Origin of the sequence: Kutzneria buriramensis, from assembly GCF_003387475.1 — a bacterium.
GTDB classification, from domain to species: domain Bacteria; phylum Actinomycetota; class Actinomycetes; order Mycobacteriales; family Pseudonocardiaceae; genus Kutzneria; species Kutzneria buriramensis.
Genome location: NZ_QUNO01000038.1, coordinates 15,023 through 40,111, shown reverse-complemented (window position 1 = coordinate 40,111; position 25,089 = coordinate 15,023). Strand labels below are relative to the sequence as shown.

Below are 25,089 nucleotides of genomic sequence, written 5' to 3'. Positions count from 1 at the left end.
GTTCTCCTTCAGTTTGACCAGGTCAGGCCGGTGATGCGTTCGTAGACTTCAACGTAGCGAGCGCGAGTCGCCGCGACGACGTCGTCCGGCATGGCGGGCCCGGGGTATGTCTTGTCCCACCCGGTGCTGACCGACCAGTCGCGGACGTACTGCTTGTCGTAGGAGCGCTGGCCGCCGGGCCGGCCGGGCTGCCACTCGTCCAAGCGCCAGAATCGGCTGCTGTCGCTGGTGAGCACCTCGTCGGCCAGGGTCAGGGTGCCGTTGGCGTCCAGGCCAAACTCCAGCTTGGTGTCGGCGATGATCACACCCTGCTCCAGCGCGCGAGCCGCGCCGCGTCGGTAGATGTCGAGGGTGAGCTCGCGCAGCTGCTCGGCGATGTCGCTGCTGCCGACGGCTTCGACGACGTCGTCGAAGGTGATGAACTCGTCGTGCCCGCTCTCGGTCTGGAGCTTGGTGGTGGGCGTGAAGATCGGCTCCGGCAGCCGGTCGGCGTCCACCAGGCCCTCGGGCAACGTGACGCCCGAGACCGCGCCGTCCCGCTGGTACTCGCGCAGGCCAAGACCAGTGAGGTAGCCGCGGGCGATGCATTCGACGGGCAGCATTCGCAGCGGCCGGCAACGCATGGCCCGGCCGGCGAACTCCTCCGGGACGTCGTCGACGCTGATCACGTGGTTGGGGACGACGTCGGCCATGCGCTCGAACCACCAGGCCGACAACGACGTGAGCAGCTTGCCCTTGTCCGGGACGTCGGTGGGCAACGCGACGTCGTAGACCGAGACTCGGTCAGTGGCGACGAGGAGCAGGTCACCGCCGTCCAGCTCGTAGAGGTCGCGGACCTTCCCGGAGTGAACCTTCTTCACTTACTCGCTACCAATCTCATAGTCGTAGTGAACCCAGCGGCCTTCTGGGGCGATCGACTCCCCGAACTCGGCCACCCAGCCTGCGGAGTCGGTCCACCAGTTGCGCCCGAGCAGCACGGGCGCGCCCGGCTCGACCCTCAGCTCGGCCGCGATCTCGTCGGTGGCCCTACCAGCGGCGACACCGTCACGACCATGGCGCAGGGCGCGCCCGGTTCGGTCGGCGATGTAGTTGATCGTGCCTCTGCGGATCCGTTCAGCCACAAGGAGATCGGGGCAGTTCTCGGTCAAGGCTCCGTCGAACCATGAAATCGAGGTGGACTCAGGTGCCTCGTCAGGGTTGTACGTGGTGCGTTGGCGACGAATGACCGCCGAATCCGGCTCCAGACCCAACGCCTCAACAACGTACCCAGGCCCGGGGACCAGCTCGGCGGAGCGGATGACCGCGTAGTGGCCCTCCGGGTAGATCAGACCGGTACGGGTGATCGCGGTAAGCCGGTCCTGCGCTGACCGGTGTAGGGAGTTCCGCGTGACGACTGTCCCGGCTCCTGGCCTGCTGGCCACCAGCCCTTCGTCTTGGAGGGTCTTGATCACCCGGGCAGCCGTCGCGTGCGCAAGGCCAAAGTCCTGGGCGATCTTGCGTGCGGACGGGAAGGTGTTCCCCTCGGCAAGCTCCCCGGACAGGATCTGCTCGCGCAAGGCACGCGCCACCTGCAAGTACGGCGGCTCCCGGTTGACGGCTGGCACTGGACTGCTCTCCCTCATCTTGCAGTTGTCGGTGTTCTAGCACGCTTCACGCTCCGATGACCAGCGCGGTGGAGATGATCACACGCAGCGTTCTAGAACACCACTATTGACAGTGTTCTAGCACACTCGCTACGGTCGAAACCTGTCAAGGCCCGAAAAAGAGGAGATCCCGCCGGGGGCATCCGACGGGACCTCATCGACCGCCCACCTGGAGAGGAGACCGGTCGTGAAGGGAAGTGTCCCAGGTCGAGGGGGAGCGCGGTTGCGCTCACTCGACACGACAGCAGCTGAGCTGCCCTGGGTGGATCCGACCGACGGTGACCTGATGGCGCTGAGCGTCCATCTGACGCTGGAGCAGGCCGGATCAACGTACTCCAGCGCGATCGACGTGGCGCTGGAGCGGCGCCTGGAGTCGATGCTGACGCTGGAGGCCGGCATCGCCGCCATCGGGGGGCAGCGGAACGACCTGGCCGTGCGCAGGGCACAGCGCCTCGTCGACTCCGCCGCCGCAGAGTTCCTCAACGCGGTGCCGGTGTCGGCATGAGCGCGCCTTCGACCCTCGACCAGGCGATGTGGCAGCCGCACCGCCTGCTCCAGGCCGCCGCTCTGGGGGAGCTGCTCGTGCTTCCGAGCGAGGACCGGAGCTGGACCAAGCTCGGGACGCTGCTGCACCGGCCGACCGACGAGATCGCGCCCCGGCTGTTGGCCGATCAGGAGCGGCAGATGGTCTGGGAGATGATGGCCACCGGCACGCTGATCGAGCCCGGCCAGTGGCGGCTGACCTGGTGCACTTGGAACGGCATCGTGCAGATGGCGCACCAGATCAGCCCCAGTCTCGACGGCCAGGCCACGCTGCGCCGCTGGAACGGCTACTGCCCGCTGCCCGCCAACGGGGGCCTGCGATGATCCCCGTGCCGATGCAGCAGTCGACGCCGCTCTACCAGGCCTCCACGGTCGAGTGCGTCTGGGCGCGGACGGCCCTCAACAGGGCGTTCTGCGCACCGGTCGCGATCGACTCGTGGCAGTTGCCGCACGGCATGGCCGTGCTGCCGGGCCTGATCGGGCACCCCGACGCCAAGGGCGAGATCAGCAGCTTCACCGTCTTGTTGAGGACGTGGCTGGTCGCGCATCCGTTCGGGACGCTGCCGGTGCAGTGCGAGCGGCAGGGCATCGCCCGTTCCACCGCCGAGAGCTTCGCCGCCGCGGTGGACGCCGGCCATGTCGACGTCCAGCGCGATGACGAGGTCGGCCGCTGGTGTCAGCAGTGGGCGCAGCGCCACGGCGTCTACATGGTGCCGGACTGGAGGACGTGGTCATGAGCCTCCCTCACCACATCTGGACCGGCGAGTGCACCCGGCTCGCCACCCACGCCGCACTGTTTCTGCTGTTTACGGCGCTGCTGGAGCTCGCGCTGGTGGTCGGCGTGATCGGGCCGCCCACCGTGTTCGGCGGCCTCGTTGGCATCACGGCCGCCGGCGCGTACTGCAAGATCAGCGCCATCCACGGCCACCTGACCGGCCGCATTCCCATGAGCGGCAACGATTTCCCGAGCACAGGATGACAATCCCCGATCCCCGGACCTCGACGACGTCCCCTGCGACCCGCACCATCGAAAGGCTGGCGATGACCTCCACTCTTCACGGACCGGTCGACGACACCGCGGTTTCCAACGTCCCCGCCGCGCAGACCCCTGCACCGGCTCCAAACAGCGCGAACCCCGCCCGTCGGCCCGTCGGCACGCCGGTGGTGCAGGCCTCCGGCGAGACGCGGAAGGTGCGCAAGCTGCGCGGGCAACTGGCCGAGAAGCACGCGATCGGCGGGCTCCAGGACGACCAGGCGTGGGTCGAGGCCGACACGCCCCAGGTGATCCGGGAGCGCACGCGGGCCGCCGAGGCGGCCAAGCTCCACAAGCTCCAGCAGAACCCGCAGCGGCGGGCGCTGACGGCGGCCCGGTGGCGCAAGAGCGTGACGGTGGCCGTCGGCGTCGGCCTGGTCTGCGCGCTGGGCTGGTCCACGGCCAATGTGCAGGCCACCGTCAGCGCCGGGGCCGAGGCGTGGTCGGCGCACTGGCTGCTGTCCTACTTGGTCGAGCCGTTCATCTCGCTGCTGTTGCTGACCATGTTCGGGTTCCAGGCGTACATGGCCACCAACGGTGTCCTGGTCAAGGACCGGGCGATCAAGTTCGCCGAGGCCGTGTTCCTGGGCGAGACGCTCACGCTCAACATCTGGCCGCACGTGCCGTTCCTCGCCTCGCACCCTGGCCTGCTGGCCGCGATGGTCTCGGCGATCGGCCCGGTCAGCGCCGTGTTGGCGATCCAGACCGTGCCGGTGATGTGGCGGCACATCAACGACCTGGACCACGGCGTGGCCGACATCGACTTCGTAGAGTCGATGGGCACCGTGCGCCACATGATCGCGATGGGCACGCTGCCCGAGACGCCGAGCCGCAGCCAGATCCAGAAGGCGTTCTCCTCGACCGGCGCCGGCATCGACGTCCGGGTGGCACAGCGGATCCACCGCTGCCTGACCGGCCGCGTCGACCTGCTTTGACATGACCACCACAGCTGTGGTGAGTCGGCTCGACCGGCGTCCGGTCGGCTCACCACCAGACCCGCTGTAACAGCTCCAAACAGCAGAAACAGCCCAGCGGGCAGCAGCAGTAACCACAGTAGATCCAGTAACTACAGGAAGCCAGGAGGTGATGAGGATGACGAACGTCGAGCCGCCCGAGGCGAGGCCGTCCGGGTCCGCGTTCGCGGGCGCGGCCCCGCCGGAGCCGCCGAAGCCGGCGGAGGACAAGGCCCCAGAGGCTGGTCCCCGCCCGGCCCCGCATGGGACGTCGGCGGGCACGTCGGGCGGCGACTCCTCGTCGAAGAAGCCCAACGGCGACAAGGACGCGCCGCAGGGTCCCAGTCATGTCGGGTTGCTGGTGGCGCTCGGCGTGGTCGTCGTGCTGATCATCGGCGGAGCGTTGTGGATGGTGTCGCCGGTGGCCGCAGTGATCGTCGTGAGCGCGTTGGTCCTTGTCGGCGGCCTGGTGCTGCTGCTGGTCTGGTTGGCACGTCGCCGGCGGCCTGGTGGCACCTCGCCCAACGGCTCTCGGCCCGCCGGTAGCCGGCCTTCCGGCGGCCCCGGCGGTGGTGGTCGCCCGACCTCGCCCGCTGGTGGCAGGCCCACGGGCAGCCGGCCGACCGCTCCGGGCGGCAAGCCCTCAGCGCCTGGTGGGCGTCCGACCGCGCCGGCGGGCGGCAAGCCGCCGGCGGCCGGTGGGCGTCCAACCTCGCCCGGTGGCAAGCCCACCGCGCCGGCCGGTGGCCGACCGACGTCCCCCGCAGGTGGCAGGCCCACCTCACCCAACGGTGGCGGGCGTCCGACCTCGCCCAGCGGTGGCCGGCCCACCGCGCCGGCCGGTGGCCGTCCGACCTCGCCCAACGGCGGTCGCCCCACTGCTGGACCGAGCGGGGGCCGTCCGACCGCGCCGGCTGGTGGTCGCCCGACCTCGCCCAACGGCGGTCGTCCGACCTCGGGGCCGAGCGGCGGTCGGCCCACTGCGCCCGGCGGTGACCGTCCGTCGGGCACCAAGCCCACCGAAGGCAAGGGTGGTCCTGGGGGCGGCAAGCCGATGAATCCGATGACCTTGGTCAACCCGCCCGGTCCCGGAGCCGACAAGCCCGGCACCGGCAAGCCCGACGGGTCCAAGTCGAGCGATGAGGCGTCGACCGGTCCCACTAAGGGGACCAAGGACACGACCGATGGTCGGCGCGGCGACAAGGACGACAACGCCACCGACAAGGGCACCACCGACAAGGGCGGCGACAGCACGGACAAGCCGACGCCCGAGCCGGGCGAGGGCACCAGCCGTGGAGCCCGTCGACGTCGGCGGCGTCGTGAGCGTGAGGAGGCCGGCACCGCGCCTGCCACTGCGGCCGCCACTGCTGGTGGCAGCGGTAGCGGGGGCGGCGGCAAGCCCGCGGCGGCCAAGAACACTGAGGAGATCCCGGTGGACGACTGCGGCTGGCCATCGCCGCCGCCGAAGCCGGCTCGGACGTCGACAACGGCCAGCCCCCTTGTCGACGACGGGGGCTTCCCCTCGCCGACTCCGCCCTCCAGGCCCAGGCCGACCACGTCCGAGCCCGCGTCGGCGACGAGCGCGCCGCGAGCGGAGCCCAAGCCGGCGAAGCCCGCGCCGACGGTCGTCGACGCGGTGGTCGTCGACGAGCCGGCCGCCGCGCCTGCGCCGAAGACCAAGCCCACGACCGTGAAGGAGGAGTTCGACGACAACGGTTTCCCGCTCTACCCGAACCCCCAGTCGGCGCAGCCGACCCCGCCGCGGGTGGTGACCACCACGCCGGGGCGCCCGACTCCACCTCGTCCGACCCGCACGCATCAGGACATCCCAACCGTGAGGAGCAACCCGATGGACAACAACACCCAGCAGGTCGACACCACCACGAGCGCGTCGAACATCGACCCGGCCAACGCCTCCACCCAGTGGCAGGCGTGGACCGAGGCGGAGAACGGCGCCCTGTCGAGCGCCGGCAAGTTCGACGACGACGCTCGGTCCGCGCGGCAGCAGGCCGGTCTGCTGGTCGGCCGCCCGGACATGGCGGAGACCCACGAGCGGCTGAGCAAGGAGGCCACCAACCTCGAGACGACCGCGGAGAACCGCCGGGGCATGGCCCGCGGCTACGCGGCGATCCGCACGGTGGTCCTCGGTAGCTGACCGGATGAACGCGGGGGCCATGGCCCCGGCAGCCATGGCCCTCGCTTCCTCTTTGCTGGACTGGAAAGGACTCTCCCCGTGCTCCCGTACAAGGTCTACTACCCCTGCCTCGCCTCGACGATCACCGCCGGGATCGGCATGCTCTCCGCGATCGTCGGCGTCCCGCTGCTGCTCGCGGTGGCCGTGCCCGCCGGGCTGGCCCTGGTGTGCGTGTTGATCGCGTCGCGTGTGGTGCACGGGGCCCGCCTGTTCAGCCACTGGCCCAACCACGCCAAGACGGAGGCCATCCGCTGGATCGGCGTCGCCGGCGTCACCGACGTGCTGGCCATCGGCGCCCTCCAGCTGATCGGCATCCACTGGTGGCCGGTGTGGCTGCTGGGCCTGCTCGTGCTCACCGGCGCGCAGATCGGCACCGCCAAGCTCCTCGAGTTCTGGTGGCTGCGGCTGCCGCCCAAGGCCAAGGCCACGCCGGCCGCCGAGCAGGCCGCCTCGCCCCTTCCGGAGCAGGCCGAGCTCACCGCCGGCCCGGGCACCGAGCTGGAGCTGGACCACTCGCGCGCCATGGCGGTGCGGGAGCGCACCTGGCAGCAGCTTTCCCACGACGAGCAGGTCATGATGACGGTGCTGGCCGAGCTCGACTTCGGCTGGCTGGTGATGGTCCGCTACGAGCTCATCACCGACGACCAGTCCGGCGTGTTCGGCGCCCGCTTCTACGTGCGGGTCCCCCCGGCCCGCGCGGCCGAGGGCCTGGACAAGGCCGCGGTCCCGGCCGGCCTGGCCGAGCCGATCGCGATCGGCCTGAGCGCCCGGATGGGCGTGGACCTGCACAGCCGCTGGGTCAGCATCCAGAAGCAGGACGCCGCCGGCTTGTACACGGTCACCACGGTGATGGAGGACGTCACCGCCCGCCTGTACGAGTACCGCGACGTGCTGGAGTGGGCCAGCATCCGCAAGCCGATGACCTGCGGCTACGGCATCGACGCCAAGGCCGTGCCCTTGCTGCTGGCCCAGCACGGCCAGCACATCGGCCGGACCCGCTCGGGCAAGTCCAGCCTGATGAACACCCTGCTGGCCTACATGACGCGGTGCGAGGACTGCGTCGTCTGGATCTGCGGCACCGAGAAGCTCTACGACCTGGTCGCCGGTTGGTTGGAATGCTATCTGGGAACCGACGAGCCGCTGCCGTTTGACTGGGTGGCGAATGGCGCTCAGGACACGGTCGATATGCTGTGCTCGCTGATGTCCGTCGCGCGTTACCGGCAGTCTGTCCGCGTTCAGGACCGGGGTGGTTTCAAGACCATCATCTGCATCATGGACGAGGCGTCTTTTGCCCTGCGAAAGAAGAACGTGTGGGGCGTGTACGACGGACAGCGGGTCAACATGAGCCAGATCGCGGGAATGATCGGGCAAGGCGCGGGCAGCGCGGAGTGCTGGCTGCAATACGCCACTCAGCGTGACACCAATGACCAGCTCGGCGACCAGGGTGGCGATATCCAGGCGCAGGCCGGTTTCACCACCGCTTTCATGATCAGCGACGAGGCCGCGATCGGCCGCCTGATGGGCGACTACAAGCTGCAGATGCCGCGCAATAAGGGCGAGTTCTGGCTGAACGACGGCAGCGGTTCGTATCCGCAGTTGGTCAAGAGCCCGTATGTGCAGGAGGTCGACCCGTCCAAGACCAAACTGCACGATGGACAGACGATCGCGGACATCGCGTGGTCGCGACGCCATTTTGTTCGCACGTTGGACGAGGGTTCGCAGCGAGCGGCCGGCCCCAAGTACGCCGCCCGACACACCCGCATGACAAATGAATTCCTGGCCTATCTGACCGGTGGTGTGGCCACGCCGATGCCGACGGCGGAGGCTCCGGCAGCGCAGGCCTCGACGGCGCGCCCGTCAACGCCGACGCAGCCCGCCACCGAGGACGCCGCGACCGCCGAGAAGATCGTGATCGGGACCGGCACCTGCCTGGAGGCGATGGCGGTCGACCCGCGCGAGGTGATCCGCTTCGCCGAGCTGGCCGGCATCAAGCTGTTCGAGATGACCCCGGCCGAGCAGGACGGGTTCGCGATGGCGCTGGGGGAGCTGCTGGAGCAGTACGGCTCGCTCGACGCGGCGCTCACGGCGCTGCGCGGCGGCGGCAAGCCGGCCACGGACCAGCCCGCCGCCCCCGCGCCGGAGGCCTCGGAGCCGGCCGCCGCCTCGGAGCCGACCGCGCGGCGGGACCGCATCGTGGAGATCGTCACCCAGGCCCACGAACCGATGCGCTCCGCCGACATCATCGCCGCGCTGCGGGCCGCCGGCGACCCGGTGGCCAACGATGTGGCCGTCTACAACCTGTTGCGGCAGATGGTCTCCCGCGGCGAGTTGCTCAAGCTCGACAGCGCCGGAGGCAGCGTGTTCGCCGCGCCCGGCGACCAGTCCAGTCGCGCCCAGTAGCAAGACCGATCACTCATCACCTCACTCACTCATCACTCACTCACGGGGATGGGGAGGGGGTCTCACCAGCGCACGCGCGCCCACGAGCCCCCTCCCCGGTGATGAGTGAGTTAGTGAGTGAGCACCCCCAGGCCATCACCCACGGTAACGAGGAGTAGAGCGGTGGAGAACCAGTACGAGACTCTGCAGGAGCAGATGCTGGGCCGTGTCATCCAGCAGACGCAGTGGCGCGACGCGCAGGAGCCGGGCTCGGACCTGGCGGTGCTGTATCAGCAGCGGATCAACAAGCTCACGCGCACGTCGCTGGCGTTGCAGGCGATCACGCCGCAGCTGCTCCAGCTCGACGAGGCCATCGACGCGGCGTTCCGGCGGGTGCGGCGGGCGTCGGAGGCGCTGGACAAGATCACGGTAAGCCGGTTCCTCAACACCAGTGCCGCCGGCGTGATCGCGGCCGTGGTCACGGTCCTGGCCCTGGCACAGTCCTGGCCGGCGCCGATCGTGGTCGTGATGATGGCGGTCTCGGCGGTCAGCGCGGCCGCCGTGTGGATCATGCTCCGTGCTCGGCTGGCCGACCGGAACGAGTTGGCCAGCGCCCAGGGGCTGCTCGCGGAGCTGACGATGCGGCGGAACCAGCTGCTGGACGCCACAGACGGCGCGGCCGAGGAGGCCGTCATCGCCCCGCCGCCGGCGGGCGTGCCCAGCCTGTTCGCGCAGCCACGCCAGGTGGAATCCGTTCGGCTCCCGACGTGACCATTACCCAGGAAATAGGAAAGGCCCCGCCGAACGTCGGCGGGGCCTTTCCTATTGCGAGCCTGGCTAGGCGGCGAGCACCTTGACGGAGCCGCTCTCGGCGCGTTCGATGATGTCGCCGATGTGAGCCGGGCCGCCTGCCGTTTCGAGCTCGGTGGCAGCCGGGTCGACCGCGGTGTCGATACCCAGCCAGAGGGCGACCTCTTCGATGTTGCTGCTGTTGATACGGCGAGCAGAGCCACCGATCGTCACACCGTCGACCGGCGAGAAAACCAGACGCTCCAGCCCTTTGTCCACTGGGCTCACATTCAGCTTGTGATCAATGCCGTGTTGCCACAGAATCGTCGCAGCCGCGCTGGCGACGTTCCGCGGAATCCAGGTTGTGGTGACCTTGTCTGAGGCTTCGACACAGAGCCGGCCCAGCCATTGCGCCACTGCCCCTCGGTCCCCCGGGTCGTTGGGCGGCTGGTTGGCCAAGAACTCCCGCGCGGCGTTCACGTCAATGTCGCCGCCGGCGTCGATCTGGGCGACAAGATCGGCCAGAAGCACCGTGGCCTGGCCATCCGAGAACGCGTTCGCTGAGCTGGTCCGCATGCGGTCCATCCTATCGGACGAACGCCGAATTTTATGTGTGAACTTGAGGATGGCCGCGCTTCTCCCGATCGGGTGAATGGCCTTGCCGAGATCCTGTCGCGCGCCGTCAGGGCCACAGCATCGGGATCGCGATCCACAGCACCCAGCCGCTCAGGGCCAACCAGGCCGCGAGCCACACCACGCTGGGGATGCGGGTCGCCCGCGCCAGGTCCGCCGCGTCGTCGCTGCGGTCGGCGAAGCCCCTGCGGACGCGGTTGAGCGTGATCACCAGCACTCCGAACGCCTCGCCGAACAGCAGCAGCCACGTCTCGCCGTAGGCGATCCACTGCTGGAGCCACACCGGTCCCCAGTACAGCGACGCGCCCGCCACCACGCCGATGGCGACCACGCTGGCCAACGTGATCCGGTCCCGGGTGACGACCAGGATCAGCAGCATCGCCGCGACCGTCAGCGCCAGCAGCATCGGGGCGTGACCGCGGGCCAGCAGCGTCGCGGCGCCGAGCCCGGCCAGCGGCGGCAACGCGTAGCCGGCCACGCTCGTGACGATCGAGCTCAGCCGGGACGGATGCCAGAGGTGCGTGACGCCTGAGTCCGGTGTGTACACCTGGATCACCCAGACCCCGCCGCCGGTCAGACAGCTGGCCAACGCGTGCCCAGCTTCGTGTCCGACGGTGGTCACCACGTTGAGCAGGTTGAGGCCGACGGTGACGTGGCGCGACCACAGCACGCGCGGCAGCACCGCCGTCGCGCTGGCCACCAGTGCGAACACACTGGTCACCACCGGCACCCACCATCCCACCGGAGGCGTCACCTGCGTGATCGACCACCCGTCGTCCCCCACGCTCATGGTGGTAATCAACCAACATCCACGCGAACGACGAAATCCGCCGAACGATCGGCCCGGCTTGGACGGTAGCTAGCCGCCCCTGCGGGAGCTGAAGATCGCCGGCACCGCGCCACCGGTGCTGGCAACCGTCCGTCTCCTCGCGCAGCTGCTGGTGCCGCCGGCCACGCCGCAGCAGGTCAGCGCAGCGGACCTCGCCGCCTACCTGCGCCAGCGCATCCAGGCGGCCGGCGGCGGGTGGGGCGTTGGGCGAGCTGTCCGAACTGCGGCTGGTGTTTCGGTGCAACGCCAGCACGTGCAGGAATCACCGGGCAAGGCCGCGTCGGTGCGGTTCAACAGCGGCAAACGGTCTGACATGCGCGGTGGCCAGCACCGCGAAGATGGTGAGGAGGACCCGCGGGAACGAGCCTCCTCGGTGCCTTCATCTCGCCTGGACAGACTTCTCGGTGAGTTTCGGGCCCCATTGCGTGCCAGGAGAGAATGCAAGCCACCACCCTGCACGTGGTGTGAAATGACAGTACGGCGAAACAAATGCATCACATCTGCGCAGGTCAACCCCATGGCCGATGGCCGCGCGCGCGCAGCATGGCGAAACATTTACCCGATTGACTGATGCGGCGCTGAATGTTCGCGCCGTGACGCAGATTGATTGCCAGGAACGGCATCCGTGGGTGACCCTTGTGAGGTTCACGGTCTCCTCCGCAGGTGTGATTGGACGGGAATCCATCGCACCCCGACTTCGCGGACGGCCGCCACCTCGCCTGGACAGGCACTATGGAGAGACGGGTCACCATGATCGGACGCAAGGCTGCGGTGAGACTGCAGCTGGGAGCAGGGCGGCGCATCACGCCGCTGATCGATGACGGCACCGCCGTCGCGAAGCTGAAGCTGTACCTGCGTGATTGCCTCGACCACAAGACTCTGCGCGAGGCTGCGTACCGCTGCGATGTCAGCGTCAGCACACTGTCGAAGGCGCTCAACGGCACCGCGCTGCCGAACCGCAAACTCGTCAGGCAGCTCGCGAGGCTCACCGGAAACAAGGAGACCGTGGCGCGCGCCGACACGCTGTGGCGCCTCGCCGCGATCGAAGACCTGGGCTTACAGCCGAAGGACCTGATCTTCCCCAATCCGCAGACGGTCGCCGAGCTCGCGACGGTCCTGCGCGCCTACCTGGTCGACAACAACCACCGGTACGAGCTCACGCCGGACTCGGTCGCGATGCTCAGCCGACACGACAAGACCGCGGACGGCTCGGTGTCGACCTCGACCATCAACCGGATGCTCAGCGGCAAGAAGTTGCCGTCGGACAAGGCGTTGGTAGCGTTCCTGTCCGTCGTCGGCGTCAACGCGACGATCAGGGCGAAGTTGCTTACCGCCCGTAATGTGCTTGCGGAAGAACGCAGGCAGGTGGCGGTATGAGCGGGTCCTGCACCCCGGGCTGTGCGTGCGTTTGTCATCAGCAGCCGCCCACACCGGTGCCGCCGCAGGATCCGGTGAGCGGCCGCACCGCGATCATCGCGGTGATCGCGTTCCTGGCCGGCGTCGTGTCGGGCGCGCTGACGTACTGGGCGTACTGGAACATCCCCGGCGCCGTGCTCGCTGGCCTGGGCACGATGGCAGTCGCCTTCCTCGCCCTGCACAACCGCGGCCACTAGTGCGTCGAGGCCGGGCCAGGTAGCAAACGATCAACGAAGGGGACGTGCCGACGCGCACGTCCCCTTCCTCGCATCTCGGGAGTACTCGCTGCCGATGCTGGGGTGGGGGCGTCACCGCCGTCCGCCGCCAGGTGCGCCACCACCGACGATGGTGATCCGTGGTGGCTTCCGGCCGGGGCCTTCGGCGTAGGACTTGGTCGGGATGAACTTGCGGACGCCGTCGCGGCGCTTCACGTAGCTGTCCAGCGCGTGGTGGGCCGCCGAGATGCGGGTGAAGCCGGTCAGCTCGTGAATCCGTTGCCGGACACGCTCGTTCTGCGCACGCTCCGCTGCAGTGGGCCGACGGCCCCGCGGGCTGTCACCCAACTCGGCCAGCAGCCGCTCCAACTCGGCGGCGGTCTCGTCGGTCAGCGCCGGCACCACGCCGTGCTGAGCACGTCGCCGAGTGTCGCGCCGGGCCTGCTCCGGCACGACCGGCGCGACGAAGGGACTGCCGTGCCGGGTCAGCCGGCGGGCGGCGTCCAGCGCCGCGCTGATGGTGGGCATCCCGGTGACCCGGCGCAGCCAGCGCTGCACCACGGCCAGGTCCTCGTCGCGCTGTTGCGATGTCGCCTGGTCGACCAGCTGGTCGTAGGTGGCGATCAGCCAGCCGATGTCGTCGCGTCGGCTCTCGTCGAGCATCTCCGTCCCCCAACGTCGGTCTACCGCTCAGACGTTCGAGTGTGCCCGGTCACAGCGCCGACGGTAGGGGTGTCAACTACGCCAGTCGCGTGGTGTCGCGGCGGCGCAGCAGGTCCTTGAGCGTCCATTGCGAGACCGGCCGATGCACGCTCAGCGCCCGCGCCACCGCCTCCAGGTCGCCGTCGTGCTGGTCGGCGACGCGGGCGGCGACGCCGGCGCGCTGCCGGCGTAGGTCGGCCACCACCGTCTGGTTGAGCAGTTCCACCCACGTCGCCAGCGCGGCGAAGGCCTCCGCCTCGCCGGCGGCGTCGCCGGCCACCGGCAGGGTGACCGCGGTGACGGCGGCGCGGGCCGCGCGCACCACGGCCATCAGCCGCGAGCCGTCATCGACCAGATGCTGCTCGTCGACGCGGTAGAGCAGCTCGCCGGCGGCGCGCTGCTCCAGCACGCTCCAGCGCGCGGCCGCGGGCACGGCCAGGCCCTCACCGCCGGCGTGCCGGCGCAGGTAGCGGCCCGACCTGGTGGCCCACACACTGACCGGCGCCTGCTCGGCGGTCAGCGTGTGCAGCTCGGCGCGCGGAATCCACCACGCCTGCGCCCAGCTCTCGCCGTCGACTACGACGACGTCGACGCCCGGCTCCGGCAGCCGCTGGCGGCCGCGCTCGTCGGCGATCAGCTCGTCGCCGGCGAGCTCGGCGAGCGGCACCACCAGGTGCTCGTGCTCGTCGACGAAGGCCTTCGGCAGCACGGTGAAGCCGCGCTCGGCGATGGCCAGCACGTGGCCGGCAGGCACGGCGCGAAGCTGCGGCGTCACGGTCAAGGTCACGGCCTCAGCCTGCCGTGTCCGCCGTCTCCGGGCAGCCGATGGCCGTCATCTACCGATTTGGCTATCGAGTCTGGGGAACCAGCGGACCCCTTTGCGCGGCGCTGACCTGCGTCGTGGCCGCACCCTGGGAGTTCCTCTCTAGTAGGACGTCCCACGGGGTCCCCCGCTGGTAGGCCCACGGGGTCCCCCGCCGGCGACGCGCCCTCGCACATGATCGAACTCCGACACACCTCTGGCATTTCGCAATGGGCGGCTGAAACCTGGAGTTTCATGTATCCCGGAGGGATACCTGTGTGCATAGGGGGTCGATCATGATTTCTGTCGCCGAAGACGGACACGCTCGTGTCCGCCGGTGACCACGACAGCGTCCTCGCCGACGCCGTGGCGGCATGGGTCCTGGCGACCGCCGAGGGGTACGGGGACAGGGGGCGGTCGCCGGCGACGCCGGAGCTGACGCGGCTACGTGCGGCACACGCCGCACGCGAGGCGTTGCTCGCCGTCGTCGAGGCGGAGATCGACCGCGCGATCGAAGCAGCTCGGCAGCGCACCCCCGACGGGCACACCTGGGCCGAGATCGGCGGCGAGTTGGGAGTGACCGGGCAGGCCGTTGGCAAGCGGGCCCGGGAGCGCAGCCTGACCACCAAGCGCACGCTGCGCACCCCCGAGCAACGTGCCGTCGACCGGCGCCGCACGAAGCTGCAGGAGGCCGCGTTTGTCCGAGCGTGCCGACGCTGGCCAGCCGAACGAGAAATCCGCGAGGTCGTCCGTGAGGACGGCGTCGTCGGCTACGTGCCGGCGAGTCGGCCCGAGGCGACTCCGGAGTGGGCCGAGCCGGTCGCCTACAAGCAGCTGCTCACGCCGGAGTCGACGCCGGCGGTGCCGCCGCGGCTGCCGAGGCGGGTGTTCGCGAACGCGTTGGAGCGGGCGCGGAGCGGGATGGCCGGCGTCGGCGTGTACCGGCCGGAACTACTGCGCCGCGGCTGACGCCGGCGGTCGTGGCGGCGCTGTCCTATCCGACCATCGGCGTGTTGAAGCGGTCGCCGTGGCTGAAGCACCGCGCGCCCCACGGGCCGTAGTGCTTGCCGCGCAGGCACCGGCCGACGATGGACTGATCGGTGACGAACTCGCGCTTGTGGGTCGCGCACACCGGCACACCCGGCCACACCTCGTCGGCGCCGGTCTCGCGCAGCACCGGGAGAACCTCGATCGCCGGCTCGGTGCACAGCGCGCAAGCCTGGCCTGGAGTGGTGGACTGGGACGACATGTGCGTCATCGGCCAAGGTTAGTCGCCGGCCGTCGCGCGGCCGTGAGGGGCGCGCTGGCCTCCGTGCGCGGCCGCACAAGATATCTGTCGCACTATCTTGCTCCGCCTCGCCAGCCACCGAACGCCGGCGGCGGACACTCCGCGCCGGCCATGCCGACAGGTGCTGATGCGGTCCGCGTAAGCCCGGCTGATCCACTATCTTGCTCCGCGCGGTGAGGCCGCGAAACCACCGCCAACGGGGCGTGAACGAGCTGGTGGCGAGCGTGTCCGGAGCCGGGCGCGCGGCGTTCATCTAGCCACAAGATCAACTCTTTTGAGCTATGGTATCGCTACGCGATACGTGAAACTTGAGGTTTCATTTCCTGGTCGCACTTCAAGTGCAAGAGCTGGTGCGTGCACGGCAGTTCGTGGTGAGCCGGCGCGGCGGCAGGGTGAGCGTGCCCGTCCGGTGGGAAGCCTGGACGGAGGGCGTGGCGGTCGGGCGGGCGGCGCCGGCGGATCGGCCAAGTGGGTGGGAGCAGGTCGGCGGGCAGGGCGCGGCCTCCGTCGTCGATGGCGGCTCTGGCACGCTGGGAACGCCGACGGAGATGGTGGTCGAGATGGACAACGAACCCCTCAGCCTGGGCGCGCGGGTCGAGCACAAGCGCACCAAGGCGGGCATGAAGCGCGGCGAGCTGGCCGCGAAGGCCGGCATCAGCGTGCACACGGTCGAGTCGCTGGAGCAGGGCCGACGGGTGCCGACCGTGCCCCTGCTGCAGAAGGTCGCCGCGGCGTTGGACACCACCGTGGCGTGGCTGCTGGCCAAGCCGGACACGCTGCCCAGCGCCGACCCGAACGCCGAGGGCATCCTGGCCATCAGGCGTGCGCTCACCCCGGTCGACGACGACCTGGTCGACGAGCTCGAACCGGTCGAGCCGCTGACCCTGCGCGACGCCGAGCGGACCGCCGACTACCTGTGGGGCTGCTACTGGTCCGGCCGCTTCGAGCAGCTGGCCCGGCTGCTGCCGACCGCGATCCCGCAGATCCGGGCGACCGTGCGCGCCGTCCCGGTCGCCGAGCAGCCGGCGGCCGCCGAGGCCTTGGCGCGGGTGTTGCAGGCCGCCGGCGACTGCATGGTGCACCTGGCACAGCCCGACCTGGCGTGGATGGCGCTGTCCGAGGCCGTCAAGGCCGCCAACAGCGGCACCGACGAACTGCTCGCGGCCGCGCTGCGCATCTCCCGCAGCTGGCAACTGCTCGTGCAGGGCCGTTTCCCGGAGGCGCAGCGGGTGGCGCTCACGGCCGCCCGCGGGATCGAGCCGGCCGGCGACGCGCCGCTGGGCCAGCTCACCGCCTACGGCCTGCTCACGGTCACCGCGGCGACGGCGGCCGCGCGGGCCGAGCTGCCCGGCGACACCGAGGAATTGCTCGCCGTCGCCGGCGAGACGGCCGGCCGGGTCGGCTACGAGCGCAGCGAGCACCAGTCGGTGTTCGGGCCGGCCAAGGTCGTCATGTTGAAGACCGACTGCGCGGTGGTGCTCGAGAACTACGACACCGCGCTGGACATCGCCCGGACGCTGCCGCGCGAAGCGCCGCTGCCTTTGGCGACCCGGGCCCGCCACCTCGCCGACGTCGCGCTGTGCCAGACCCGGACCGGGCAGGGCAAGGACGCGCTGACCACGCTGCTGACGATGGAGGACATGGCGCCGGACTGGCTGCCCTACCAGTCGCTGCCCAAGCAGGTGGTCGCCGAGCTGGTCGACCAGCAGCGCCAGGTCGACCGGCCGCTGCTGGAGCTCGCCGGCCGCCTGGGCGTCGAGGTCTGACCGTGCCGCAGCTGCGGCCGATGACGTCGCCGCCGGCCAACCCCTTCGCCGAGCCGCTGCCGGACAGCGCGGCCGGCTCGGTCGCCGAGGTGCACAGCGCCCTGGTGCAGACCGCCGCCGACGGCGGAGACCCTCGCCATGCCGAGCAGCTGGTGATCGTCCTGGACCATCTCGGGATCAGGGCCTGGCGGCGGGCGGCGATGTCGCTGGTCGAGTACTGCCTGAGCTGGGGCCAGTGGCCGCCCGGCGAGGCCGGCGCGCGGGCCTACGAGGCCGAGAACGGGCTCCCGGACCCGCAGGTGCCGTGTCGGGCCTTGCTGGGCTCCGCGATGGTCGCGTACTTCCGGGGCGGCAGGGGCGGCGCGCGGGCCGTGCTCGTGGCGGCCGAGCCCGAGGTGCTCAAGGGCATGGTCCGGCTGCTGTTCGTGGTCGCGGCCGGCAGCGGCGGCGCTCTGTCGGAGGAGCAGATCGCACGGCTGATGGCGACCGTCTGCAAAGGCGTGCTGTAGCCCGACCGGGTGGGCCGTACGGAGCGTACGACCCCCGCTGGCCTGGTGTTTCTACGGTTGTCCTTCGCCGCGCACCACGGTGGTAGCGGTGTCGGAGACTGGGGACAAGGACAGCGGGCATGACCGGGCACGACGACGTCGAGGCCACCGAATCGCACACCACACGGGCGGTCGACCAGGTCGACGCCATCCACTGGCACGGCTACACCCTGGTCGCCGCCGCGCAGACCGTCCCGACGCCGGCGGACCGGGCGATCCGCCTGGCGGCGGAGCCGGAGACGGTGTTGACGTCCCCGGACGCGGTGGGCACGTGGGTGGCCAAGCAGATCCGCAGCCATGGCGACCGCGCCGAGTTGTGGATCTCCTCCACTGGCCAGTGGACGAACCAGGTGAACAGCGACTCGACGCCCGGGTGGCCGACGCTGGAGACGGAGTGCGCGCTGCGCGCGGCGCAGGCCCGCAGCGTGTACGCCGCGGCGTGGACGGCACACGCCACCAGCCGGTTCGAGGTGTTCGCCGAGGCCGTCACCGCGCGGGAATGCCCAGTGCAGGGCGACCACCTCGATGGCCGGAGGCAGCGGTGAACGTGCCCCGGTTGTTGGTGGTGGCGAAGGAGTGCCCGCACCCGCTCAGCGGTTTGGCCGTGACGTTCGTCCCCGACCACGACACCGAGCAGCACGAGCTGCACGTGCTGTGCCTGGGCTGCAAGGCGGCGTGGGACCAGGGCAACATGCCGTTGGACCTGATGGAGCGGGTGACCAACGCGATCGTCGAGGGCCGCACGACGCCGGCGCCGGGGCTGGACCGCAAACGGTCAGGGGCGTCCGCCTGACGATGCCCGGCGCGGACGGCACGTCCCCAGCGCCAACTGACCGTACGTAGACTGACGGCCCCCAGCGCCAACTAGGGGCCGTCTACCTGTGCTCGGCTGATCGCATAGCGGCTCAGGTTCGTCGCACCAAGTGAGCGGCTAAGTTCGCCGTGTTCCACAAGGTGGTGTCAACACCATACCCACCTTGCAAGTGGGTGCAACTTGTATTGGACACATTTAGACGCACGCTACCTGCGGAAATGAGATTCGGTCACGCACCGGGAGGGCGTGACCGAATCTCCGTTGGACACAATTGAGCACATCACTCCGCCTTGGCGGAGCCCAAACGCCAGGTCAGCGAGTTGATGGGCAAGTTGGTATTAGTCGGACCCTGGTGACATGATGCTCTGGTCACAACGTGAGTTGTGACCTCGGCGGTAGGCAGCGCCAACTGCGTGCCGCGGAGTGCATCAACAGACCGACGAAGACTCGGCTGATCGCATAGCCGGCGCGTCACTACTGGGTGGCGCACCGGCTCATAACTGATCCCAAAAACGGGAACAGAAAGGTTCGGTGAGTGAGCGATGCTCACAAGTGGCACGTTTCCCAAGGCGGGTTTCACCGCCCCTCGCACGACCTGTTTCACCACCGGTCGGGCGGCGGTGATCAGCCCGCCGGTCGTGTTCCTGTTCGCGATCGAGGCCGCGCTGCTGCTGGCGCTGGTCGCGTACGGCGTCGACGTCCGCCTCGCAGCGTGCCTGACCGGGGGCCTGGTCGTCGTGACCGCGGCGGCCGCGGTCGGCGGCGCCGGCGCGCTGCCGGCGCTACGGGTGATCGGACACCGCACTGGGGCTGGTGCGCTGTGGTGACCGACCAGTCCCAGCAGGTCATGGCCGGGAGCATCAACGGCGACATGCGCGTCTTCCATCGGGAGACCGAGTGGAACCACACGACACACACGGGCACGTCCGGCGTCATCATGGGTGGGGCGCGGCCAGAGATCCTGCGCCCTGCCGACCTCGTCGACACGACCATGGCGAACCTCAACCGGCTGACGGCGAAGCTCCTGGTGGCTGGCAGCGTCGAGGTGCCGGCGTATCTGGAGGAGGAGCCTGCCAAGCAGCTGCTGCCGTGGGCGAACTACGACCGGCTGCTGGTGGCCGCCCGGGCCCATCCCGAGGACATCGTCAGGATCGAGCGGCTGTGGGCTCAGATCGACGCGCTGAGCATCGACGACGTCGACCACCGCGGCGAGTGCGCGGTGGCGACGCGGGACGACGAGCTGATGGCGGCGACGGTGCCGGAGTTCATCGGGCTGCTGCGCACGCTGCGGGATCGAGCGAAGGACACCATGTCCGAGCTGGCGCAGCGGGCCGGAATCAGCAGGTCGCAGCTGTACTCAATGCTCAATCCGAAGCGCGGGGTGCTCCCGACACGGGTCAACCAGGTCAAGGCGTTCGCGCAGGCCTGCGGTCTGCCGCCGCGCCAGGTGGACCGCGTCGTGATGCTCTGGCTGGAGCTGCACCAGGCCGTCCAGGACGAGATGTCGGACCCGCGGCACTGGACGACGCCGGTCCTGGCCAAGACGAAGCAGCGGTTCATGCAGGCCGGCGTGCCCGAGGAGGAGCTGGACGCGGCGCTGGCCGGCGTCGCCGAGATGCTGGTGAACGACCGCCAGCAGGAGATCGCGGTGGCGGTGACCGAGACGGTCTTCAACGTGCTCGACGAGAACCTGCCCGGTGCCCAGGTGCTGTTCGCGAAGCTCGTGCCGTACATCGTGAAGATGCTGCGGAACGCGCCGGAGCGCGGCAACGTCGCCGAGCTCGCGATCGAGGTCGGGTTCCGGCTCGGGCTGGCGAGCGGGAAGCGCGACCGCGAGCCGGGCGCCTCGGTGCTGGTGATCTGAGGTCGGCGCCCGCACGGGCGCAGGCATGGCGAAGGCCGTCGGCGCGAGGGGGTGCGTGCCGACGGCCTTCCTGACTGGAGTCGTCTTCCCCACGATCCGATCAGCGCACGTAGGATAGCGCGCGTCGAACATATGAACGACGATCGACGGTATGACCCTGGACTTGTCCTACCGCGCCGTTCGACCCGCACGTGTGCCTGAGCAACAGGTTCTGCTCAACCTGCGGGCGTACGGGCCGAAGCGGGTGGGCTGGGGTACCGCGACGCCGCTGATCGTGCGGAGCCAGGGGTGGGATCCGACCACGGCGACGCCGGCGACGGTGCAGGGCTGCGTGCAGTCGGTGTACGGGGATTGGTGGGTCTACGTGGAGGTTCCGCTGCGCTCGGGTGTCGGCGAGGTGTTGGCGACCTGCGGCATGTTGCTGCCGCCCAGCGTGGTCAGCGCGGCGCCGCCGTCGGCTCGGAGACCGCCAGCCCGCTGAGCAGGAAGGACAGGATGATGGCCGGTAGCGCGTGGGACAGGCGCGAGGTGCTGGAGCTGGACGCGGCGACGGCCGTGGTGTTCGTCGAGAAGCCGGAGCGGAGCCCGGCGCTGGGTGGGCGATGGCTGGTGTTCCTGGACGCCGGCGAGGTGTGGCACGAACTGCCGGCAGGCGGGTTCCAGCGCAGCGTCTACAAGCCGGACGCGTTCCCCGGCGAGGGCTTCGTAGTGGCGGAGTAGCTGGTCAACGGCACATCCAGCGCCGGCGTGGCGGAGTCGTTCAGGTATGCCGGCGTGAGAGCGGCAGCACGACGGCGTCCGGTCTGTCGGCCGGCGGCGAGCCGGCGCTGGACGGCATGCCGGCCACCAGGCCGCGGACGATCCCGAGCGCGCCCGGCACGGTGATCGCGTCCGGGGCCTCGGTGTGCCCGGCCAGCAGCTGGTCGATGGCAGCGAGCACCTCGTCACGGGTCACCGGGTGGTCGCCGGGGCCGATGCGGTGCACCTGGGCCATGGACTCCTCCAACAAGGTCGAGGGGCGCATCCACAGGATGCGCCCCTCGATCATGCCTGTTCGTGATCAGGCGTCGCGGGCCTGGCGGATGTCGGCCTCCAGGCTGCTCACGAACTGGCCACGCTTGCCGGGGTCGCTGATGGTCATGGCCACCTGCTGTCCGACAGTGTTCGCCCTGGCCAACGCGGCGCGCTTGGCATCGGGCCCCTGGGCGTTGCTCAGCTCGGACAGTGCCGAGCGGATGGTGCTGACGTCGGGATCGTCGCTCATCGGGCCGTACCTCCCTGCTCGGCACGGGCCCGCTCGCAGTGGGCGGCACGATGGGTGACGCGCTGTCCGAACGGTCCTTTGATCGCGTCGCACCGGCAGGCGCCGATACCGCTGGTGTCAGGGATGACCACGTGCGTCGTCGTGGCGACCCGCTCGACTCGTTCGGTCACCGGGACACCTCCCCGTCGCTGACGGCGTCCTTGATCGCGTTGGTGCGGTCGCCGTGCAGGTCAGCGATGGTGCGGCGGGTGTCGTCGTTGCCGTTGACGAAGGCGTCGACAAGGGCCTGGCGGGCGGCCTGCTGCTCGGTTCGGAGGGCGGGCTGGGTCATGAGCCGGCTCCGTTCACGCAGGCCGGGCACAGCCAGTGGGTGTCGATGCCGCGCCAGCCCTGAGCCAGGGCGATCCGGGCCAGCTCGTCGCGGTCAGGCGAACGCAGCACGCACTGCGGTTCGTCGCCGTCGACGAGCTGCGTCCGGCAGCCCAGGCAGAGCAGGTTCCAGCACGGCCAGGGGTCGCGCCGCACGAGGCTGTCCAGGTCGGCGGCCTCCGGCATCAGGGCCAGGACCTCGTCGACCCAGTCGACGAGCTCGGACCAGGTGGCGTACAGGTCGCCGGTGCGGATGTCGAACTTGCCGCTGGCCGGGATGACGCGCCACATCGGCGGCAGCGGCTGCCAGCTGGAGTGCGGCCAGCCGTCGGCCCGCGGCTGCGGGCGCATGGAGACGTGCGAGATCATGGTGGTGTCCCGTCTGTTCTCGAAGCGTCGGGCAGGCCGGTCCGGTGCCGAGGTGGTAGCTGTCCAGGCGATTTCCTCGGTTCACCGGGCCGGTTTTTCCTTGTGGTGCAACAGGGTTCAGCTGGTCTGGTAGACCACGCAGCAGGTGCCGAACTCCTCGTTCCAGGCCCAGCCGCTGTAGAGCCGCCAGTGGTGGTCGGCCAGCAGGTCGACGATGGCCGGCTGGTCCAGGACCTCGTCGACGGTGAGCGTGTCCCAGTGCGGCGCCTCGTCGTTGAGGTCGTCGATCTCGGGGACGTCGTAGAGATCAATTTGGGTGCCGAACTGACCCGTGGTGAGCACGGCGATCATCTTTTACCTCCTGTACTTACTGGACTTACTGGAGTGCTGGGCGTCGTTTTCCCTGTTTGGAGCCTTGCTGATGGAGCTACGCCGGACTGTCGCGCATCGCGTCGCCGGAGCGGTTCCGACGGTCGGCGAGGCTGGCGGGCTGCGGCGCGATCTGCTCGCCGGCGGCTGGGGCGGCGTGGCCGGGTGCGGTCGACGACGGCTCGCTGGCGGCGGCCGCGCCGCTGCCAGCGGAGTCGGCCGGCGCGTTTTCCGTTGCGTCCGCAGGGATTTCGGCAGTGCCGGCCCGGTCGGTCGGCTGCGGGGTCTTGAGCGACAGCATGAAGGCGAGGAGTGCTCGCTTGTCGTGCTCGGTGAGCGCGCCGCCCCGGGTGAGCGCGCACGCGCTCCGGGGTCGGCGCGACGTCTCTCGGTCGTCGGTCATCGCTGTTGTGCCTGTTTGGAGGTGGTTTTGGCCGGCCGGCGCAGGATGCGGCGGATGCCGTGGCTCGCCGCCCGGGCCATGTCGGCGAGCTCGCCGAAGAAGATGCCGCTGTAGGTGCTCGGCTGGAGCGCCGCGACCGCCTCCTGCTGGGTGGTCGGGTGCAGCTCGACGCCAGCGTACGGCGAGTTGACACCGCACTCGGCCTGACAGGCGGCCATCAGGTCGTCGCCGGCCATCTTCGCCGCCAGCACGCCGGCCGTGCTGCCGCGGCGCAGCGCGGCGTCGCTGCGTCCGACGAGCAACTGGATCTGACGCTCGTGCGTGCAGGTGGTCGTGCCCTCGTCGGTGTTCATCACTGTTCCCCCTGGTGAAGGGCGCGGGTGTTGTGGCACGGACCGCACCCCGGGACTGCGGAACGGCAGGTCCCGGGGTGCAGCCGGGTTAGTCGGTGGGGGCGTTCTCGTCGCCCTTGGTGGTGAACGGGCCGGAGTTCAGCTCGGTGGTCGCCAGGTCGACCTGCTCGGTGTCGTCGTACCAGGAGTAGAGCCACTCTTTGCGGACGCGCATGGTGCTGGCCCACGGGAACGTGCTGGTGGCGACGCCCTGGATCACGCCGATGAAGGTCGTGAGCGCGGGCTCGATCCGCGACCAGTGGATGTTGCGGCGAAGCCCGGCGGGGACCTGCAACTCGAAGGTGAGCCGCAGGACTCGGGGGCTCTGGTTCTCGCTTGCCATGTTCACGAGATTACAGGATTTGCCGCAAATATCTACACTTCAGGAAGTAGCCCGATTGGGTGCAAACCGCCGGCCAGCCGCCCCCAGCGGCCGGACCAGGATCGGCCCAGGTTCAGCACCCGCGAGATCCCAGTGACGACGGCCAGGCTGATCGGCATGACGAAGAAGCTGATGGTCCTGCTGGACACGGTGCTCGGGAGCACGGCGCGGACGGTGCGCGCGACGGTGTTGATCCTCGCGGTGGCGGTGGCGGCCGGGCCGCTGCACGCGGTGGAGTTGCCGGCGTGGCCGACCCCGTCGGCGGTGGTGCCGCCGGCAGGTGGCACGCGGCCACCGGCGACGCTCAGTTCGACGTCGATGTCTGGACTCGCGTACACGGGGCTGAGCTGAGCTTCTACAGCCGTGCGCAGGGGACGCACTCCACTCTCGAGGTTCGCGACCCGGTCCTACAAGGCGACGAGTTCGGCGATCTTCCTAGCGATGTCTTCCAGCGAGTCCTCGTCAGTGCTGAGGCCGTTGCGAGAGCCAAGGAGCGGGCTGATCGCCCGAATTTCGTCGTAGGTCACCCCGTGCGCGACGGGGATCAGCAGGTCGCGAGCCAGCAGCTCAGAGAGTTCCTTCTCGGACACACCACCGCTTTCGATGCGCTTGAGGAAGGCAGGCGTGATGAGGACGAGACCGATGCGCGTCTTGGCCAGGCCCTTGTCGATCTCCCGCATGAACGGCTGGCCGAGGATGATGTCCCGCTCGCTGAACCAGACCGACACGTCCTGCGCTTCGAGGAGGTCGTGCAGTTCAGTCGCGGTCGCTCGCCGGTCGTCCCAGGCATGGCAGAGGAACAGGTCATAGGACTCGGCGCGAGGTCCCACCGCCTCAACCTTCTGACGGTAGCGATCCAGCGCCGCGACTTCGCCAGAGCTGTAGGTGACGGGAGAGTTGGCCGGCGACCAACGCGGACGAGCCGATCGGCCACCGCCACCTCCACCGCTGGACCCGCCTCCACCGCTCGAAGCGCGAGGGGTCGGCGAGGCATAGGAGGGCGGGGAGTACGAGGGCGGTGAGTAGGACGACCGGTACCGGCCACCATGAACAGGGCAGTCTGCCCCGCCGCCACGGATGTGGCCGCGTACGGGCGCTGTGCATCGCATGGCTCAGTCTAAGAGCGACCA

General features: G+C 69.8%; 37 protein-coding genes. 20 read left to right on the top strand and 17 right to left on the bottom strand.

What is annotated here, in order from left to right:
• Nucleotides 1-8 precede the first annotated feature (8 nt).
• Both BCF44_RS53315 and BCF44_RS53310 read right to left on the bottom strand, forming a co-directional pair.
• Nucleotides 9-860, bottom strand: a complete 852-nt coding sequence (locus BCF44_RS53315; protein ID WP_116182275.1) for a phosphoribosylaminoimidazolesuccinocarboxamide synthase — start codon at nucleotides 858-860, stop codon at nucleotides 9-11.
• Entirely contained in the window at nucleotides 861-1,604 is a 744-nt protein-coding gene (locus BCF44_RS53310; protein ID WP_170218260.1) for a GntR family transcriptional regulator, read from the bottom strand.
• A gap of 262 nt (nucleotides 1,605-1,866) precedes the next feature.
• On the opposite strand from BCF44_RS53310, the gene BCF44_RS53305 reads away from it, so the two are divergent.
• From BCF44_RS53305 to BCF44_RS53265, 8 genes are all read left to right on the top strand, one after another.
• Nucleotides 1,867-2,148: a hypothetical protein gene (locus BCF44_RS53305; RefSeq protein ID WP_147329067.1), complete on the top strand. Its 282-nt coding sequence runs from the start codon at nucleotides 1,867-1,869 to the stop codon at nucleotides 2,146-2,148.
• The gene (locus tag BCF44_RS53300; protein WP_147329066.1) at nucleotides 2,145-2,510 is read left to right on the top strand and encodes a hypothetical protein; all 366 of its coding nucleotides are present in this window, start codon (nucleotides 2,145-2,147) and stop codon (nucleotides 2,508-2,510) included. Before BCF44_RS53305 ends, BCF44_RS53300 begins: the two co-directional genes overlap by 4 nt.
• The gene (locus BCF44_RS53295) at nucleotides 2,507-2,923 is read left to right on the top strand and encodes a hypothetical protein (RefSeq protein WP_147329065.1); all 417 of its coding nucleotides are present in this window, start codon (nucleotides 2,507-2,509) and stop codon (nucleotides 2,921-2,923) included. The genes BCF44_RS53300 and BCF44_RS53295 overlap by 4 nt, the downstream gene beginning before the upstream one ends.
• On the top strand, nucleotides 2,920-3,165 hold the full coding sequence (locus BCF44_RS53290; RefSeq protein ID WP_116182270.1) for a hypothetical protein: 246 nt from the start codon (nucleotides 2,920-2,922) through the stop codon (nucleotides 3,163-3,165). The genes BCF44_RS53295 and BCF44_RS53290 overlap by 4 nt, the downstream gene beginning before the upstream one ends.
• 62 nt (nucleotides 3,166-3,227) lie before the next feature.
• Complete coding sequence (locus BCF44_RS53285) at nucleotides 3,228-4,154, top strand: hypothetical protein (RefSeq protein ID WP_116182269.1); 927 nt, start codon at nucleotides 3,228-3,230, stop codon at nucleotides 4,152-4,154.
• 157 nt (nucleotides 4,155-4,311) lie between these two features.
• The gene (locus tag BCF44_RS55110; RefSeq protein ID WP_147329064.1) at nucleotides 4,312-6,327 is read left to right on the top strand and encodes a hypothetical protein; all 2,016 of its coding nucleotides are present in this window, start codon (nucleotides 4,312-4,314) and stop codon (nucleotides 6,325-6,327) included.
• Between the two features lie 78 nt (nucleotides 6,328-6,405).
• Complete coding sequence (locus BCF44_RS53270) at nucleotides 6,406-8,766, top strand: hypothetical protein (RefSeq protein WP_116182266.1); 2,361 nt, start codon at nucleotides 6,406-6,408, stop codon at nucleotides 8,764-8,766.
• Nucleotides 8,767-8,928: 162 nt separating this feature from the next.
• On the top strand, nucleotides 8,929-9,516 hold the full coding sequence (locus BCF44_RS53265; protein WP_116182265.1) for a hypothetical protein: 588 nt from the start codon (nucleotides 8,929-8,931) through the stop codon (nucleotides 9,514-9,516).
• Between the two features lie 66 nt (nucleotides 9,517-9,582).
• On the opposite strand, the gene BCF44_RS53260 is transcribed toward BCF44_RS53265, so the two are convergent.
• Nucleotides 9,583-10,110: a hypothetical protein gene (locus BCF44_RS53260; protein WP_116182264.1), complete on the bottom strand. Its 528-nt coding sequence runs from the start codon at nucleotides 10,108-10,110 to the stop codon at nucleotides 9,583-9,585.
• A 106-nt stretch (nucleotides 10,111-10,216) separates the two neighbouring features.
• Nucleotides 10,217-10,957, bottom strand: a complete 741-nt coding sequence (locus BCF44_RS53255) for a M50 family metallopeptidase (protein WP_116182263.1) — start codon at nucleotides 10,955-10,957, stop codon at nucleotides 10,217-10,219.
• A 789-nt stretch (nucleotides 10,958-11,746) separates the two neighbouring features.
• Between BCF44_RS53255 and BCF44_RS53250 the strand changes: the two genes are divergently transcribed.
• The gene (locus tag BCF44_RS53250) at nucleotides 11,747-12,373 is read left to right on the top strand and encodes a helix-turn-helix domain-containing protein (protein ID WP_147329063.1); all 627 of its coding nucleotides are present in this window, start codon (nucleotides 11,747-11,749) and stop codon (nucleotides 12,371-12,373) included.
• A gap of 74 nt (nucleotides 12,374-12,447) precedes the next feature.
• A complete protein-coding gene (locus BCF44_RS56390; RefSeq protein ID WP_170218259.1) occupies nucleotides 12,448-12,609 on the top strand; it encodes a hypothetical protein in 162 nt (53 codons plus the stop codon).
• Between the two features lie 111 nt (nucleotides 12,610-12,720).
• Here BCF44_RS56390 and BCF44_RS53245 read toward each other — a convergent pair whose 3' ends face one another.
• Nucleotides 12,721-13,290, bottom strand: a complete 570-nt coding sequence (locus BCF44_RS53245) for a hypothetical protein (RefSeq protein WP_116182261.1) — start codon at nucleotides 13,288-13,290, stop codon at nucleotides 12,721-12,723.
• A gap of 76 nt (nucleotides 13,291-13,366) precedes the next feature.
• On the bottom strand, nucleotides 13,367-14,116 hold the full coding sequence (locus BCF44_RS53240; RefSeq protein WP_116182260.1) for a hypothetical protein: 750 nt from the start codon (nucleotides 14,114-14,116) through the stop codon (nucleotides 13,367-13,369).
• A gap of 342 nt (nucleotides 14,117-14,458) precedes the next feature.
• On the opposite strand from BCF44_RS53240, the gene BCF44_RS53235 reads away from it, so the two are divergent.
• On the top strand, nucleotides 14,459-15,100 hold the full coding sequence (locus tag BCF44_RS53235; RefSeq protein WP_116182259.1) for a hypothetical protein: 642 nt from the start codon (nucleotides 14,459-14,461) through the stop codon (nucleotides 15,098-15,100).
• Between the two features lie 25 nt (nucleotides 15,101-15,125).
• Here BCF44_RS53235 and BCF44_RS53230 read toward each other — a convergent pair whose 3' ends face one another.
• On the bottom strand, nucleotides 15,126-15,389 hold the full coding sequence (locus tag BCF44_RS53230) for a hypothetical protein (protein ID WP_147329062.1): 264 nt from the start codon (nucleotides 15,387-15,389) through the stop codon (nucleotides 15,126-15,128).
• 380 nt (nucleotides 15,390-15,769) lie between these two features.
• On the opposite strand from BCF44_RS53230, the gene BCF44_RS53225 reads away from it, so the two are divergent.
• From BCF44_RS53225 to BCF44_RS53190, 8 genes are all read left to right on the top strand, one after another.
• A complete protein-coding gene (locus BCF44_RS53225; protein ID WP_147329061.1) occupies nucleotides 15,770-17,185 on the top strand; it encodes a helix-turn-helix domain-containing protein in 1,416 nt (471 codons plus the stop codon).
• A 2-nt stretch (nucleotides 17,186-17,187) separates the two neighbouring features.
• On the top strand, nucleotides 17,188-17,694 hold the full coding sequence (locus BCF44_RS53220; RefSeq protein ID WP_116182256.1) for a hypothetical protein: 507 nt from the start codon (nucleotides 17,188-17,190) through the stop codon (nucleotides 17,692-17,694).
• 119 nt (nucleotides 17,695-17,813) lie between these two features.
• A complete protein-coding gene (locus BCF44_RS53215) occupies nucleotides 17,814-18,278 on the top strand; it encodes a hypothetical protein (RefSeq protein WP_116182255.1) in 465 nt (154 codons plus the stop codon).
• Nucleotides 18,275-18,526 carry a hypothetical protein gene (locus BCF44_RS53210; RefSeq protein WP_116182254.1) on the top strand — a complete coding sequence of 84 codons (252 nt, stop codon included), beginning with the start codon at nucleotides 18,275-18,277 and terminating at the stop codon, nucleotides 18,524-18,526. The genes BCF44_RS53215 and BCF44_RS53210 overlap by 4 nt, the downstream gene beginning before the upstream one ends.
• Nucleotides 18,527-19,089: 563 nt before the next feature.
• Nucleotides 19,090-19,374: a hypothetical protein gene (locus tag BCF44_RS53205; RefSeq protein WP_116182253.1), complete on the top strand. Its 285-nt coding sequence runs from the start codon at nucleotides 19,090-19,092 to the stop codon at nucleotides 19,372-19,374.
• Nucleotides 19,371-20,411, top strand: a complete 1,041-nt coding sequence (locus tag BCF44_RS53200; RefSeq protein WP_147329060.1) for a helix-turn-helix domain-containing protein — start codon at nucleotides 19,371-19,373, stop codon at nucleotides 20,409-20,411. Before BCF44_RS53205 ends, BCF44_RS53200 begins: the two co-directional genes overlap by 4 nt.
• A gap of 151 nt (nucleotides 20,412-20,562) precedes the next feature.
• Nucleotides 20,563-20,892, top strand: coding sequence for a hypothetical protein (locus tag BCF44_RS53195; RefSeq protein ID WP_116182251.1), 330 nt, complete (start codon nucleotides 20,563-20,565; stop codon nucleotides 20,890-20,892).
• Between the two features lie 17 nt (nucleotides 20,893-20,909).
• Nucleotides 20,910-21,131 (top strand): hypothetical protein, encoded by a 222-nt coding sequence (locus tag BCF44_RS53190; protein WP_147329059.1) that lies wholly within the window; start codon nucleotides 20,910-20,912, stop codon nucleotides 21,129-21,131.
• A gap of 40 nt (nucleotides 21,132-21,171) precedes the next feature.
• Here the strand turns inward: BCF44_RS53190 and BCF44_RS53185 are convergent, their stop codons facing one another.
• From BCF44_RS53185 to BCF44_RS53155, 9 genes are all read right to left on the bottom strand, one after another.
• Nucleotides 21,172-21,459 carry a hypothetical protein gene (locus tag BCF44_RS53185; protein ID WP_116182249.1) on the bottom strand — a complete coding sequence of 96 codons (288 nt, stop codon included), beginning with the start codon at nucleotides 21,457-21,459 and terminating at the stop codon, nucleotides 21,172-21,174.
• A gap of 12 nt (nucleotides 21,460-21,471) precedes the next feature.
• A complete protein-coding gene (locus BCF44_RS53180; protein WP_116182248.1) occupies nucleotides 21,472-21,675 on the bottom strand; it encodes a hypothetical protein in 204 nt (67 codons plus the stop codon).
• Complete coding sequence (locus tag BCF44_RS56385) at nucleotides 21,672-21,845, bottom strand: hypothetical protein (RefSeq protein ID WP_170218258.1); 174 nt, start codon at nucleotides 21,843-21,845, stop codon at nucleotides 21,672-21,674. Before BCF44_RS56385 ends, BCF44_RS53180 begins: the two co-directional genes overlap by 4 nt.
• A complete protein-coding gene (locus BCF44_RS56380; protein ID WP_170218257.1) occupies nucleotides 21,842-22,006 on the bottom strand; it encodes a hypothetical protein in 165 nt (54 codons plus the stop codon). The genes BCF44_RS56385 and BCF44_RS56380 overlap by 4 nt, the downstream gene beginning before the upstream one ends.
• On the bottom strand, nucleotides 22,003-22,413 hold the full coding sequence (locus BCF44_RS53175; RefSeq protein ID WP_116182247.1) for a hypothetical protein: 411 nt from the start codon (nucleotides 22,411-22,413) through the stop codon (nucleotides 22,003-22,005). The genes BCF44_RS56380 and BCF44_RS53175 overlap by 4 nt, the downstream gene beginning before the upstream one ends.
• A 117-nt stretch (nucleotides 22,414-22,530) precedes the next feature.
• Nucleotides 22,531-22,764, bottom strand: a complete 234-nt coding sequence (locus BCF44_RS53170; RefSeq protein WP_116182246.1) for a hypothetical protein — start codon at nucleotides 22,762-22,764, stop codon at nucleotides 22,531-22,533.
• Between the two features lie 76 nt (nucleotides 22,765-22,840).
• Nucleotides 22,841-23,185: a hypothetical protein gene (locus BCF44_RS53165; RefSeq protein WP_116182245.1), complete on the bottom strand. Its 345-nt coding sequence runs from the start codon at nucleotides 23,183-23,185 to the stop codon at nucleotides 22,841-22,843.
• A complete protein-coding gene (locus BCF44_RS53160; protein WP_116182244.1) occupies nucleotides 23,182-23,538 on the bottom strand; it encodes a hypothetical protein in 357 nt (118 codons plus the stop codon). The genes BCF44_RS53165 and BCF44_RS53160 overlap by 4 nt, the downstream gene beginning before the upstream one ends.
• An 88-nt stretch (nucleotides 23,539-23,626) precedes the next feature.
• A complete protein-coding gene (locus BCF44_RS53155) occupies nucleotides 23,627-23,920 on the bottom strand; it encodes a hypothetical protein (RefSeq protein ID WP_147329058.1) in 294 nt (97 codons plus the stop codon).
• Between the two features lie 156 nt (nucleotides 23,921-24,076).
• On the opposite strand from BCF44_RS53155, the gene BCF44_RS55105 reads away from it, so the two are divergent.
• Nucleotides 24,077-24,310, top strand: coding sequence for a hypothetical protein (locus tag BCF44_RS55105; RefSeq protein ID WP_147329057.1), 234 nt, complete (start codon nucleotides 24,077-24,079; stop codon nucleotides 24,308-24,310).
• A 56-nt stretch (nucleotides 24,311-24,366) separates the two neighbouring features.
• Here the strand turns inward: BCF44_RS55105 and BCF44_RS58385 are convergent, their stop codons facing one another.
• A complete protein-coding gene (locus tag BCF44_RS58385; RefSeq protein WP_246016318.1) occupies nucleotides 24,367-24,789 on the bottom strand; it encodes a toll/interleukin-1 receptor domain-containing protein in 423 nt (140 codons plus the stop codon).
• Nucleotides 24,790-25,089 lie beyond the last annotated feature (300 nt).